The 13,555-nt window shown below is 39.0% G+C and carries 12 protein-coding genes and 9 pseudogenes; 8 read left to right on the plus strand and 13 right to left on the minus strand.

Annotated elements, in window-relative coordinates; translation table 11 throughout:
• Nucleotides 1–223: 223 nt before the first annotated feature.
• The 7 genes and pseudogenes from DYY66_RS01035 to DYY66_RS01060 all read right to left on the minus strand — a co-directional run.
• Nucleotides 224–490, minus strand: a 267-nt coding sequence (locus DYY66_RS01035; protein WP_218583555.1) for a hypothetical protein, incomplete at its 5' end; no start/stop codon positions are given.
• A gap of 156 nt (nt 491–646) precedes the next feature.
• Nucleotides 647–1,078 (minus strand): hypothetical protein, encoded by a 432-nt coding sequence (locus tag DYY66_RS13645; protein WP_309223948.1) that lies wholly within the window; start codon nt 1,076–1,078, stop codon nt 647–649.
• Between the two features lie 84 nt (nt 1,079–1,162).
• Nucleotides 1,163–1,662, minus strand: a pseudogene (locus DYY66_RS13650) (Vms1/Ankzf1 family peptidyl-tRNA hydrolase); the annotation flags it as partial.
• A gap of 1 nt (nt 1,663) precedes the next feature.
• Nucleotides 1,664–2,215 (minus strand): annotated as a pseudogene (locus DYY66_RS01045) (peptide chain release factor 1); the annotation flags it as partial.
• Nucleotides 2,216–2,228: 13 nt separating this feature from the next.
• Entirely contained in the window at nt 2,229–2,375 is a 147-nt protein-coding gene (locus tag DYY66_RS15560; RefSeq protein WP_394352525.1) for a DsbA family protein, read from the minus strand.
• A 177-nt stretch (nt 2,376–2,552) separates the two neighbouring features.
• Nucleotides 2,553–2,989, minus strand: a pseudogene (locus tag DYY66_RS01055) (DsbA family protein); the annotation flags it as partial.
• Between the two features lie 102 nt (nt 2,990–3,091).
• On the minus strand, nt 3,092–3,421 hold the full coding sequence (locus DYY66_RS01060; protein WP_166285444.1) for a helix-turn-helix domain-containing protein: 330 nt from the start codon (nt 3,419–3,421) through the stop codon (nt 3,092–3,094).
• Between the two features lie 105 nt (nt 3,422–3,526).
• Here DYY66_RS01060 and DYY66_RS01065 point away from each other — a divergent pair.
• Nucleotides 3,527–3,811: pseudogene (locus tag DYY66_RS01065) on the plus strand (hypothetical protein); the annotation flags it as partial.
• A gap of 1,035 nt (nt 3,812–4,846) precedes the next feature.
• Here the strand turns inward: DYY66_RS01065 and DYY66_RS01080 are convergent.
• The 3 genes and pseudogenes from DYY66_RS01080 to rlmN all read right to left on the minus strand — a co-directional run bounded on the left by DYY66_RS01080 (nt 4,847) and on the right by rlmN (nt 7,225).
• Nucleotides 4,847–5,870: pseudogene (locus DYY66_RS01080) on the minus strand (DUF1297 domain-containing protein).
• Between the two features lie 23 nt (nt 5,871–5,893).
• A complete protein-coding gene (locus DYY66_RS01085; RefSeq protein ID WP_166285452.1) occupies nt 5,894–6,109 on the minus strand; it encodes a hypothetical protein in 216 nt (71 codons plus the stop codon).
• Nucleotides 6,110–6,166: 57 nt separating this feature from the next.
• A complete protein-coding gene (gene rlmN, locus DYY66_RS01090) occupies nt 6,167–7,225 on the minus strand; it encodes a 23S rRNA (adenine(2503)-C(2))-methyltransferase RlmN (RefSeq protein ID WP_166285454.1) in 1,059 nt (352 codons plus the stop codon).
• A gap of 122 nt (nt 7,226–7,347) precedes the next feature.
• Between rlmN and aspS the strand changes: the two genes are divergently transcribed.
• From aspS to DYY66_RS15570, 7 genes and pseudogenes are all read left to right on the plus strand, one after another.
• Nucleotides 7,348–8,658, plus strand: coding sequence for an aspartate--tRNA(Asn) ligase (gene aspS / locus DYY66_RS01095; RefSeq protein WP_166285466.1), 1,311 nt, complete (start codon nt 7,348–7,350; stop codon nt 8,656–8,658).
• A gap of 10 nt (nt 8,659–8,668) precedes the next feature.
• A complete protein-coding gene (locus tag DYY66_RS01100) occupies nt 8,669–8,935 on the plus strand; it encodes an aspartyl/glutamyl-tRNA amidotransferase subunit C (protein WP_166285456.1) in 267 nt (88 codons plus the stop codon).
• Nucleotides 8,936–10,327: Asp-tRNA(Asn)/Glu-tRNA(Gln) amidotransferase subunit GatA (gene gatA / locus DYY66_RS01105; protein WP_255495961.1), on the plus strand; the 1,392-nt coding region annotated here is incomplete at its 3' end.
• A 125-nt stretch (nt 10,328–10,452) separates the two neighbouring features.
• A partial coding sequence (locus DYY66_RS15565; protein ID WP_394352526.1) for a hypothetical protein occupies nt 10,453–10,576 on the plus strand: 124 nt, incomplete at its 3' end.
• Nucleotide 10,577: 1 nt separating this feature from the next.
• Nucleotides 10,578–11,683, plus strand: a pseudogene (gene gatB, locus DYY66_RS01110) (Asp-tRNA(Asn)/Glu-tRNA(Gln) amidotransferase subunit GatB); the annotation flags it as partial.
• Between the two features lies 1 nt (nt 11,684).
• Nucleotides 11,685–11,880 (plus strand): annotated as a pseudogene (locus tag DYY66_RS13665) (Asp-tRNA(Asn)/Glu-tRNA(Gln) amidotransferase GatCAB subunit B); the annotation flags it as partial.
• A gap of 58 nt (nt 11,881–11,938) precedes the next feature.
• Nucleotides 11,939–12,088 (plus strand): hypothetical protein, encoded by a 150-nt coding sequence (locus DYY66_RS15570; protein ID WP_394352527.1) that lies wholly within the window; start codon nt 11,939–11,941, stop codon nt 12,086–12,088.
• Between the two features lie 19 nt (nt 12,089–12,107).
• Here the strand turns inward: DYY66_RS15570 and DYY66_RS13670 are convergent.
• The 3 genes and pseudogenes from DYY66_RS13670 to DYY66_RS13680 all read right to left on the minus strand — a co-directional run.
• Nucleotides 12,108–12,818 (minus strand): ammonium transporter (locus tag DYY66_RS13670; protein WP_394352524.1); only part of this gene is annotated, 711 nt, incomplete at its 5' end.
• 1 nt (nt 12,819) lies between these two features.
• Nucleotides 12,820–13,133 (minus strand): annotated as a pseudogene (locus tag DYY66_RS13675) (ammonia channel protein); the annotation flags it as partial.
• A 1-nt stretch (nt 13,134) separates the two neighbouring features.
• Nucleotides 13,135–13,419 (minus strand): annotated as a pseudogene (locus tag DYY66_RS13680) (ammonia channel protein); the annotation flags it as partial.
• Between the last annotated feature and the right edge of the window lie 136 nt (nt 13,420–13,555).

A 13,555-nucleotide genomic window follows, 5' to 3' on the forward strand; every position in this document is an offset into this window, starting at 1 on the left:
ACCAAATGCATAGGCATATTCTAAGATCCTTTGGTGGCATTGACAGATTGAGTACCTCTAAACCTGAAATCATACTTGTTGTAAAATTGTAAATGAAACTAGTTAGTGTCTTGGTGTTATTGATTTGGATTGTATCTCAAAAATGNACACTGCAGTTCATGCTATCATGACAAGTCCATCTGGAAAAACATATGATACCGCTGTAAGCACAGNTTACTGCAGTTCATGCCATCATGACCAGTCCATCTGGAAAAACATATGATACTGCTGTAAGCACAGGCTTGGACGGTTCATACACTATGACATACTCTACTTCGTCAGCATATGAGACAGGAAATTGGTACATCACACTAACCAACCAATTCATGGCAAAGGTGATCTCGATATTCTTAGAACCAAATGCATAGGCATGTTCTAAGATCCTAATTGGTTGTATTGACGGATTGAGTCCCTCTAAACCTGAAATCATACTTGTTGTAAAATTGTAAATNTTTATGGCAAAAGTGATCTCCATATTCTTAGAACCAACTGGATAGGCATGTTCTAAGATCTTATTGGTTGTATTGACCGATTGAGTACCTCTAAACTTGAAATCAATACTTGCTACAAGATCGTAGACGAAATTAGTTAGGGATGTGTCTTGGTGTTATTGATTTGGATTGTATCTCAAAAATGCCCCAACTTTGCCTATGCTTGAAAGCATTGCACCGTATTCTGTTGCACCTGTGATGACCTCTACCTTTGCACCTGTCTGACCTGAAATCAAATCCAGATAATCTACAATATCTCGCTCAGATGACTCTAAATCCATACTTTTGCAACTAGGACATGGCTGACTAAGTAGTTCTTGAACTCGTGGGATTACCTTTGGTCGTTCTAATATCTCGCTTTGTACATTTTGGCATCTTCTGCATGTAATGTCGATTTTTCTCAAATTGGTATCATCGGTAATCAATATGGTGGCTACTACATTTCTTTTTAGAAGATCAATTATCTCGTTGAGTCCATAAGTTGCAAGACCTCTCGAAAAATGTATGTCATTGAACAACTTGTCTACAAGTTTCTTTTCTTCCACCATCCTGTAATCTGTGAGCACATCATGTGCTTTCACAAATGCCTCTCGTACACCCTCTGAACCTGCATAAGAACAATCAAGTGTTGNAAGTACATCATGTGCCTTCACAAATGCTTCACGTACACCCTCTGAACCTGCATAAGAACAATCAAGTGTTGCAAGTATGTTGTTTTGTAATCTATATTCTAGATAATTTTCCTTGATAAAATTTTCTTTTGTTGGACCTGGGCCTGAAACTATGAGACCTTTTACAGGATAAATGTCAATAAAATATTCTCGTGTTGTATGTGCAACTCTGTTGTAATATTCATTGAGTTCCATTTCTCTGAGTCTCTCAAATCTCCTGGCAGACTGGCCTCCTTGCCTGTGTTTTCCTGCTACTCCTGATGATGTTTCTGATAATACATCTAGCTTGTCTCCACGTAACAATCCCCATCCTGCATCTTTTGCATCAATTGCCAAAAAACCAATCATGTTGTCATCTTTTAGCATATCTTTGAGAATGTCTACGTGAAAATGATCATCGCATCTGTAAAGAAACGTCTGTAATTCCTTTGGCGGTTCAATCTCAAACAATTTTATCACTTNATGTTTTCCTGCTACACCCGATGATGTCTCTGATAATACGTCCAGCTTGTCTCCTCGCAACAATCCCCATCCTGCGTCTTTTGCATCAATTGCTAAAAAACCAATCATGTTGTCGTCTTTTAGCATGTCTTTGAGAATGTCTACGTGGAAATGATCATCACATCTGTAAAGAAATGTTTGCAATTCCTTTGGCGGTTCAATCTCAAACAATTTTATCACTTCACTTCCAATTGGTCCTCCTCCTGGCGGTGGAAGTGCACCACAAAACATGACAAGCCCTTTTTCAGGAGATGTCTTGTACAGTTTGAGTCTCTGAATTACTCTTGACAGTGCATCAACTACATGGGTTCTTGTAAGATCTGACTTGATGTTGTCTGCAGTACCTTGTTCTTCACGAAGATTGTTTATGACTTCATGTAATGCTTTTTTTGGAGGAACATAAAGTGAGATTAACTCTGTTCCACGTCCTGACTGGTCAGACAAATCTTCTAACATTTTTCGTAGTTTGTATAATTTTACAGAATCTTGTTTTTCTATCTTGGGCTTGACCATCGTTCTACTACCCTCAGCTGCTTTGGAATTTGTCTATGACTTGTTGAAATTGAGTTAATGGTTGTGCGCCCACTATCTTTGTAATCTGTGTTCCACTAAATATGATAAACGATGGAGTTCCATCAACTCCAATGTTTTGACCAAATTTGTAATTGTCCATCACTTTTTGTTCATATGTGTTACTCGACAAGCACTTATCAAATGTACCTAAATCTAGACTAACTGTTGTGGCAAACTTGTCTAATGACTTTTGGTTTACCCATCCGGTTTTCTCTCCCGCCCAGTTGTTGTACAACTCGTCATGGTATTGCCAATACTTGCCCTGGTCGCCTGCACNTTTTGTTCATATGTATTACTTGATAGACACTTATCAAATATACCTAGATTCAAACCAACAGTTGTAGCAAACTTGTCTAATGATTTTTGGTTTACCCATCCAGTTTTTTCTCCGGCCCAGTTGTTGTACAATTCATCATGGTATTGCCAGTACTTGCCTTGGTCGCCTGCACAGTATGCTGCTTCTGCAGCAAGAACTGAATCAGGTCCGTTCAGAGGAAAATCCCTGAATACAAAGTTGGCCTTTCCTGTGTTTACATATTGTTGTAATAATGCATCTTTTGTATTTTCATGAAATAGGTGACAATATGTGCACTGATAATCTCCAAACTCTACTATGGTTACCTTTGCACTAGGATCTCCTAGTAGTGGTGAACCGTTTTGCATGATCATCTGAGGAGTTAGATCATTTGCCTTGTTCTCATGTGGAGTTGCCATGTAAATTACTGCAACTATGGTAATTATTATCGGAATGACAACGAAATAGTATCTTTTCACTTTTTTTGATAGTTTTTCTTTGAATATTAACTATTTGACCTATTAATTGGGGCTCAATGTAATTACTGGCTCTGGTTTTCTTATGCTTATTTCAGCTCTGCTTATCCTACTCTTGTATACCTTGAATTTTTTCCCACTCTCTGACAAGACCCATTTGTCTACTTTGACAAGTGTCAACTCTTCCAAGTCTGAAATCTTTTTGTATACTGAGCTGAGGGGAATTCTGTATTTTTCTGACAACTCTAACGCAGTCATTCCTTCCTTTATGATTGAAAATAATATTGATCTTGATTGAGCATCAGCTAATGCTTCGAGAATTTTTTGATTTACATCGTATTTCTTGAGCTGCGATAATGAAACTTTTTTTTTCAATATTTTTTGAATTAGGCAAGCCTAACTATTTAAACGACACGAGCTATTCCAAAAAATTGGAACCAGTCTGTGATTTAAATTAGTTAGCTAGTCCTAACTAAATCAATGATTGACTATTGGCAGCTCTTGTTGCTTGGGGCAATAGCAGGTTTTACTATATTTCTTGGTCTCCCAATTGCCGTTTTACAAAATCTTAGTCATAAAAAGAAAGGATTCCTTAATGCATTTGCACTTGGAATCCTGATATTTCTAATAATTGACGTCTTCAGTCACGGTTGGGAGACTGCATCAACTGCGGCTACTGATGCAGCAGCTGGCAAGGGTTCCATTGAAAATGCGATAGTTGATCTTGCTGCACTGTTTGGTGGAATTGCAATAGGCCTGTTGGGANTAAAGGTTCCATTGAAAATGCGGTGATTGACCTTGCTGCACTGTTTGGCGGTATCGCAATAGGTCTGTTTGGATTGATACTTTATGAAACAAAATTCATGGCAAAAAGTTTTCCACAAATACTATCAATTGATAATCTCAAGGAAGGTGATGATCATCTTCACAAGTTATTTCACGAAGCAACAGCATACAAGCTTGCAATGATGATTGCAATTGGAATTGGCGCACACAACTTTAGTGAAGGTTTGGCAATTGGTCAGTCTTATGTAGCAGGTGAAATTGGTCTTGCAATCATACTGATAATTGGATTTGGTGCACATAATACAACTGAAGGGTTTGGCATTGCAGGTCCGCTTACTGGAATATTGAAAAAACCTAACGCAAAATTCTTGGCCAAAGTTGGATTGATTGGTGGTGGTCCAACATTTCTTGGTACTATACTTGGAAGTTTGTGGATATCCGATGTTGCATACATTTTATTTTTATCAATGGCAGGTGGAGNGCCACTGAAGGGTTTGGTATTGCAGGACCGCTTACTGGAATATTGAAAAGACCTAATGCAAAATTCTTGGCTAAGGTTGGATTGATTGGTGGTGGTCCAACGTTTATTGGCACTATACTTGGAAGTTTGTGGATATCAGATGTTGCATACATTTTATTTTTATCAATGGCAGGAGGAGCACTTGTCTACGTGTCAATGTTAATGTACAACTCTGGAAGAAAGCAAACCACAAATAATGTTGTAATGCTCGGAATTTTTGTGGGTCTATGTGCAGGTTTTGTTACAGATCTTATTGTAACACTCGGCGGAGCATAATTCTTCTAAACACTGTATGATGGAATTATTCTGAAAATATTATGTAACTATCTTTGACAGGCTATTCTTGCTTGAAGCATTTTTTATTTCANGAATAACATCATAATGATTGGAATTTTTGTAGGTCTATGTGCTGGTTTTATTACCGATCTTATTGTAACACTTGGCGGAGCATAATTTTTTTCAAGTAATATCTGACAGGATAATTCTGAAAAATATTACGTAACTATCTTTGACAGGCTATTCTTACTTGAAGCGTTCTTTATTTCACGTGCTATTCTTCTTCCCATACTCATTGGTTCGTTAAAGATTAATGCCGAATAGGGCGAGCCGTCTACATAGAGATTTGTTCCGGCAACTATTCTTGCAGAAAACTCAAACGTAGTAAACTTGCCATTCTCATCATATACTCCCTCGAGGCAGAAAGGTCCGGTCATGCCGGCGCAACAAGTCTTTTTGCAGCCTCGACAAATCTCTCTCCCATGGCATACACATCCTCAAGTAATGATTCCCGCAATACTAGGGGCTGTTTCCTACCACATTAAATGATGGAATCAAGTCCACGTCTATCTGCTCTTGTGCGGGAATTCTGCCCAAGCCGTCAATATCGGACTCATATCGTCTGTCCACGCCGAAAAATTCTAGTTCTCCACTTAGTTCAGAATAAAAATATTGCAAGTATGCAGAAACTCCTAATGCATATTCCTGCAAGTACAAGTCTTGATCTCCTTTGATTATTCCTTCTCTTACAAGCTTGTCCCGTTTTTTTGTATAATCTTCTTCATTTGTTGCAAGAAAATATCCCTTGCCACCTGCAGCTCCGTGTCTTTTTGCAATTGTTAATCCCTTGATATCACTTGGTCCTTGTAATGATCTTGGTATTTTTAATTTAGATTCTACCATGAGTTTTTCTTTCATGTTTCTGTCTGACTCCCATCTTAGAATCCACTTGTTTCCAAAAATTGGTGTCTTGATGGATTCAATCTCTGATGAGCTCATCTGAGCGATGAGGGTTCCATGTGGTATGATTACAGCATTATTTTCTTTGAGTATGTTTGAACATTTTTGATCCAGCACTTCTTTGAATGAATCCACAAGTACATACTCGTCTATGAATTGAAATCTTCGATAAAGTTTTTCGCGCCTTTTCTCACATACTAGAATGGTCTTGAAACCTTCGTCTTTTGCTCCTTTGAGTACCTGAAGAGCACAGTGAGAACCGAGGGTGGCAATTGAATTCATGTTATCACATCTATTTTTGGGGTTTATGAAAGTTCCATGGGTCTACTTGAGATAAAAGCAAACACATCATCGATCAAATCCATGGAAAGATCCTTTTTGTGTTCACTAGGAATGTTTTTCATCAAAAAGTCTATGACTGACTGATTCTGGGGAATCTTTCCTTCTTCGACCATCTCTGAATAAAGTGAGACCAAGTGAGATGTAATTATTATTGTCTTTTCACGACTTGAAAGTGCCATGTGGATAAATCGCACTCTTTTTAATTTAGAGGTTTGCAGCTTATCGGTTCCATGTCACTAGTTGATTTTTTCAATCATGTCTGTTCGTAATTGACCACATGCTGCCGAGATTTCTACTCCTTTTTCAACGCGTACTGTGCAATTTACGTCACCATTGCGAAGTATTTGCTGAAATGCTAATACTTTTTTTCTGGCAGGGCGATGGAATCCTCCGGCAGTGGGATTCATAGGAATTAGGTTCACATGTGCGCCGTTACCTTTCAAAACACGTGCTAATTCAGATGCCACTTTGGTGGAATCATTAATGTCATCAATTAATGCATATTCAAAAGTTACACGACGGCCAGTTTTTTTGAAATATCGTTTTGCTGCCATGATTAAGTCTCCAACTGAATGTGGTCCTGCAGTCGGCACCAATTTTTTGCGCAATTCATCATTTGGTGCATGAAGTGAGATGGCAAGTTTGATTTGAAGATCTTCGTCTGCAAGTTTGTCTATTCCAGGGATGATGCCTACAGTAGAAATTGTAATACTTCGCTGTCCTAGTCCAAAGGCACGTGGATGTGTCAAGAGTCTTACAGCTCGGATCATCTCGTCATAATTTGCAAGAGGCTCTCCCATTCCCATGAATACCAGATTGGTTACATGCTCTCCTCTTTGACGTAAAATTCTTGCAAAGTGTAGTACTTGGGAGACAATCTCTTCAGCTTTTAGATTTTTTTCAAAACCCATCTGGCCTGTTGCACAAAAGACACAACCCATTGGACACCCAACTTGGGTTGAAACACAAACTGTTGACCTGGGATGACTCTTGTCTTTACTATATTGCATAAGAACAGTTTCGATAAGTGTTTGATCATCAAATTTTAAAAGTAGTTTTGTAGTGTGACCATCTTCGCTTACAACTCTGTGAACTTCATTTTCAGAACCAATGGTATACCCGGCAGTGACAAGTGCGTCCCGTAACGAAGTTGGAATCTGGTGCAAATCTGACATTTTTCTTGGAGACTCATGGTATAATGCATGAAGCAGCTGCCCTGCCCTGTATCGTGGATGGCCTAACTTGACGACAAGATCATCCATCTCCTCTGGCAAAACCCGATAAAGATCAATCATCTTTAGATGTAATCTAATTTGCCTGCTGAAAATATGACTCTTGTGTAATTTTTAGTGGTTCTCGTGCTTGCTTTTGGATGGTAACACAAATTAACACTAACAAAAACACATTTGATGAAAACATGATAGGTACAGAATTAGGAGACTGGCGTAGAACTATCTATTCCAATCAACTTGATCCATCCATGGACGGCAAAGAAGTTATCGTAATGGGATGGATCTCAAGTGTAAGAGACCATGGAAACCTGGTGTTTGTACTACTAAATGACAAAGAAGGACAGATGCAAATCACTGCCAAGGCAGGAGTGTGTCCAGATGAGATCAAAGAAAGTCTGGTAAAACTAAAGGAACAATCAACTATTGCAGTCAAGGGTACCATAAAACCATCTGCAAAGGCTCCAAAAGGAGTTGAAATATCTCCAAGTGAATTGCGCGTATTTTCAGTTGTTGAAAAAATTGCACCGTTTCAATGGCAAACAAAAACAGTTCCAAATATTGATACTAGATTAGAATTGCGAGCAATAGACCTGCGCAGAAATATCTTGCAGCATGTCTTTAAGATGAGAAGTCTAGTCCTAAAATCAATTCGCGATTATCTATACGAGAAAGAGTTTCTTGAAGTAAACACCCCGAAAATGATTGCTACTGCAACAGAAGGTGGAGCTGCACTCTTTCCAATATTTTATTACAACAAGGAAGCATTTCTTGCACAGAGTCCTCAGCTTTACAAAGAACAGCTTACGCTAAGCTTTGAGAAGATTTTCGAGATTGCTCCAATATTTAGAGCAGAAGCATCTCGAACTAACAGACATCTTTCTGAAGCAATCTCAATGGATATCGAGGAAGCATTTTCAGATTATAATGATATCATGTCTCATGTAGAGAACATTATCAAAAGATCAATCAAGACCGTAAAAGACTATTGTGAATCAATAAAATCTGTGGATTATAAAATTCCAGAAATGCCTGAAACGATTCCCCAGTATACGTATACAGAATTGGTAGACAAGATGCAAAAAGCTGGTGCAACAACAAAATGGGGTGATGACTTGTATCCATCACAATTAAAGAAGATAAACCTGAGTGGATTTTATTTCATCAAGGACTGGCCACTTGCCCCAAAACCATTCTATGTCAAGGCCAAAAATGATGATCAAAAAATATCTGAATCATTTGATCTCATGTTTGGAGACTTGGAGTTGTCTTCTGGAAGTACAAGAATTGAAAAAAGATTGGAGCTAGAAGAGAGGATGAAGAACAAGGGATTCAAGCTTGATGCATTTGATTATCACTTGCGTGTATTTGATTACGGGGTTCCGCCACACGCTGGATGTGGTATAGGGCTTGAGAGATTAATGATGGCACTCACTGGCACTGAAAACATTAGGGATGCTACCTTTTATCCACGTGATGTAGATAGACTTACACCATAGGTGAAGTGGCATGGTGGAAAGAAAAGAGATTGAACACCTCGGAGATTTGGTCAAAGTTGATCTCAGCGAGCCAGAAAAATACATCAAACAGGTAGAACAGATTCTAAACTATTTTGATAATCTTGACAAGGTGGAATTTCACTCTGATGATACATTACGAACACAAATTACATCTGATGGTCTTCGAGATGATGTCCATGAGCCATATGGGGATTCACTGATTAATCATCTAAAAAAAGATCAAAACAACTTCATTCGTGCACCGAAAATGGTTTAAATGAATCTTGGAATCTCTGTCGTAGAATTTGTGTCCCAGACAAAAGACGGTACCATATCTGTAGAAGAGTTTGTTGCAAAAACCCTAGACAGAATAAAAAAAGTAGATGAAAAGATTCATGCTTTCATTACGGTAGACACGCAAAATGCACTTGACAAGGCAAAGGCCATCGACAAAAAAATAAAATCCAAGGAAAAAGTAGGCGCTTGTTTTGGGATGCCAGTATCTATCAAAGATAACATTTGTACTGCGGGAATTAAGACAACATGCGCCTCAAAGATGCTTGAGGATTTCGTTGCACCATATGATGCGACTGTTACATCCAGACTAAAATCTGAAGATGCAATAATTATTGGCAAGGCAAACCTTGATGAGTTTGCAATGGGCTCTACCACAGAATTTAGTTATTTTGGTCCAACTCGAAACCCTTGGAATCCGGAATATGTTCCAGGTGGATCATCTGGTGGTAGTGGTGCATCAGTAGCTGCACTTGAATGCCTTGCATCACTGGGTTCTGATACTGGAGGTTCGGTTCGAAGTCCTGCAAGTTTTTGTTCTGTTGTTGGATTGAAACCAACTTATGGTCTGATAAGCAGGTATGGGCTTGTCTCTTATGCAAATAGCATAGAGCAAGTAGGTCCAATAGCAAAAACAGTAGAAGATGTTGCATTTTTATTAAATATTGTATCAGGTCATGACCCGCATGACAACACTACTGCAAACACTGGACATGTTGATTATGTCAGGGATTTCAAAAATGGAATCTCTGGAAAAAAAATCGGTATAATTTCACAGATGATTGGAGATGGGATAGATAAGGAAGTGATATCTGCAACAAATACTGCAGTATCAAAACTACAGAATTTGGGAGCAGAGTGTATTCCAATATCTCTTGATGCAGTGGAGCATTCTGTTGCAGCATACTATACAATAGCTGCCGCAGAGGCAAGCAGCAATCTTGCAAGATATGACAATCTACGTTATGGGTTTGATTTTGGCACTGAAGGGTATGAGTTCAAGGCATTTGTCTCAAAGGCACGAAGCAATTTTGGACCTGAAGTGACACGAAGGATGCTTCTTGGAGCATTTGTCTTGTCGGCTGGATATTATGGGAAATATTATCTCAAGGCACAAAAAGTTAGGGCAATGATAAAGACTCAACTTGATGAGGCATTCAAGAAGGTTGACTATCTCATATCTCCAACAATGCCGATTTTACCATTCAAGGTTGGAGAAAAAGTCGATGACCCACTCAAACTCTATCTTACTGATATCAATACAGTTACTGCAAACTTGTCTGGAATTCCTGCCATTTCAGTTCCATTTTCAATGTCAAGTTCTGGTCTGCCAATTGGCATACAACTATTTGCAAATTCGTTCAAAGAAAAAGAANTTTCAATCTCAAGTTATGGTTTACCCATTGGTATGCAACTATTTGCAAATTCGTTCAAAGAAAAAGAACTACTACAAGCAGCTTACGCATTACAAGAGACTACAAATCTTCCGGAGATGCCATTATGACAAGAATAGGATTAGAGATTCACTGCCAGCTTACAAAACTTGCTAGCAAGTTATTTTGTTCATGCAAGGCAGAATATAGAAACCTTGAACCAAACTCTAACATCTGTCCTGTCTGTGCGGNTGTCAACTTACAAAACTTGCTAGCAAGTTGTTTTGTTCATGCAAGGCAGAATATAGGAACCTTGAACCAAACTCTAACATCTGTCCTGTCTGTGCTGGCCTCCCAGGATCACTTCCATTGTTAAATAAAAAAGCGGTAGAAAAAGCAGCAATGATATCTCTTGCACTGGGTTGTACCATTCCAGAAAAGATTGGATTTTTCAGGAAAAATTATTTCTATCCTGATTTGCCAAAAAACTTTCAGATTACCCAGTACAATGCATATGGTCCTACAAGTATTGGTTCTGATGGGAAAATCGAGATTGAAGGAAAAACTATACGAATTAGACGAATACAACTAGAAGAAGACCCAGGCAGGCTAGTCTATGAAGGAACTTCTGAGAAGACCATGATCACATTAGTTGATTACAACAGAGCAGGTACACCGCTTGTTGAAATTGTAACAGAGCCAGACTTTGAGACACCAAAACAGGTCCGTGTCTTCTTGAATGTACTTGCAGATCTTGTAGAAAATATTGGAGTATCTGACCCTTATCTTGAGGGTGCTATGAGAGTGGATGGTAACATCTCAGAGGGCGATGGAAATAGAGTCGAGATAAAAAACGTGGGTTCCTTCAGGGATATTGAAAAAGCACTACACTTTGAAATTACTAGGCAACAAAGCCTTGTTGAAAGAGGAATCACAGTACTGGCAGAAACAAGACACTGGGATGATGCCAGAAGAATTACAGTCTCCTCACGTTCAAAAGAAGAGGAACAGGACTATCGATATTTGCCAGAGGCAGACATACCTATTGTTTTGATTGGGAGAACTTCCATTGAACAAATCAAAACCCAGATGCCTGAAAGCATTGTTGCAAGAAAGGAAAGGTATGTCAAAAAGTATGGCTTGCCTGCACAAGTGGCTGATGTCTTGTCGTCTGACAAGTTCTACTCTGATTTATTTGATAAATCACACAATGAGAAAAATGCCAAAGAGGTATCAAATATCATTACAACTGATCTAATGGGTTTTGCAGATACTAGAGAAAAGAAACTTGAACTAAAAATCACACCAAAACACATCTCCGACCTTGCCGATTCTATAATGACAAGCAAATTAACAAGNAATTCTGGGAAAACTGCATTGCAAGAAATGGTAAAGACTGGGAAATCACTTGCCGATGTAATGTCTAGCCTTGACTTGGGACATGTCAGTGATGTAGGTTCAATTGAAAAGATAATTGACGAAGTGTTCAAGGAAGAAGAAAAAGCCGTAGCCGAAGCAAAACAAAATCCCGACACTATCAACTATCTAGTTGGCANAGTCTTGACTTGGGGCATGTTAGTGATGCTAGTTCGATTGAAAAGATAATTGATGAAGTGTTCAAGGAAGAAGAAAAAGCTGTGGCAGAGGCAAAACAAAATCCTGACACTATCAACTATCTAGTTGGCAAAGTCATGAGAAAGACAAAAGGTAAGGCTGATCCTGCAACGACTCTTGACATTTTACGAAAAAAACTCGCCGCGTAAAAATTTTTTATATTTTCACTTACATTTTTCCAAACTCGTCTTCATCAGAGTATGCACGCTCTGCATGTTCTTCAATATCTAGGCCTGCTTCTTCCACTTTGGCTGATACTCTGACTCCGATTAGCTTGTCTATTACCTTCATAATTGCAAACGTTCCAAAGAATCCCATTACTCCTGCTACTCCTACACCCATGGCTTGGATGAGTAATTGTTGAGGATGTCCAAACAAGAGTCCGTTTGGACCACTTGGATTTACTAGCGTACTTGCAAATATTCCAATTCCTAATGAACCGATTATTCCAGCTACTCCGTGAACCGAGCTTACATCTAATGCGTCATCTATCTTGAGATGTTCCTTGAAGAACAAGACTGCAAGATATGATCCTATTCCGATTGCTATTCCTAATACAAAGGCGTGTTCGACACTTATGTATCCTGAAGCTGGGGTAATTCCTGCAAGTCCTGCGATTGCTCCATTGATTGCAGCAATTACACTTGGTTTTCCCGTTCGCATCCACGATAATCCCACCCAGATTAATGCAGAAATGGATGATGCGATATGAGTATTGATAATTGTATTACCTGCTAAACTTCCAGATGCAAGTGCACTGCCTGCATTGAATCCAAACCATCCTAACCAAAGTAGTGATGATCCTAAAACTGCAATTGGAATGCTGTGAGGAATCATGATGGATGGACCGTAGTTGAGTCTTCTTCCAAGGACTAGGGCNTAACGATGATCCTAAAACTGCAATTGGTATACTATGAGGAATCATGATTGATGGACCGTAGTTGAGTCTTCTTCCAAGGACTAGAGCGGCTGCTAGTGCGCCCATTCCTGCACTGGTGTGAATTACAATGCCTCCTGCAAAATCCACCACACCCATTTGGCCAAGCCATCCTCCTCCCCATATCCAGTGAACTAGAGGATAATAGATCAGTCCACTCCATGCTACAATGAAAATAACATATGCGCTAAACTTCATTCGTTCTGCAATTGCGCCTGTCAATAGCAGAGGCGTAATCACTGCAAACATCATCTGGANGGGGGCGTAATGCAGTCCTGAATCATATGGCACATTTTTGAGGAATGTCCAATCCATGTTTCCAGTAAGACCCATTCCTGTATCTGGTCCAAATGACAAACTAAATCCAAATGTAAACCACATGACACTGAGAATAGCTAATCCGAAGAAGATTTGCATAAAAATTGAGACAGTATTTTTTCGTCGTAATAATCCTGCTTCAAACAACCCCAAAGCTGGGATCATCAATAATACCAGACTGGAAGCTATGAGCATCCATGCTGTGTCTCCTGTGTCAATTGGCAAGATTTCTTTCTTAGACAAGATACGGTATAAAAAAATTTGTTTTTTTCTTGGTCTGATTAGATCTGAAAATCATTCCATAAGATTTTTTAATATGGGATTTCATTGCCTTGCATCTTGCTAAAGATTGAAGTAATAC

This window comes from Candidatus Nitrosotalea sp. FS (assembly GCF_011319475.1).
GTDB lineage: Archaea > Thermoproteota > Nitrososphaeria > Nitrososphaerales > Nitrosopumilaceae > Nitrosotalea.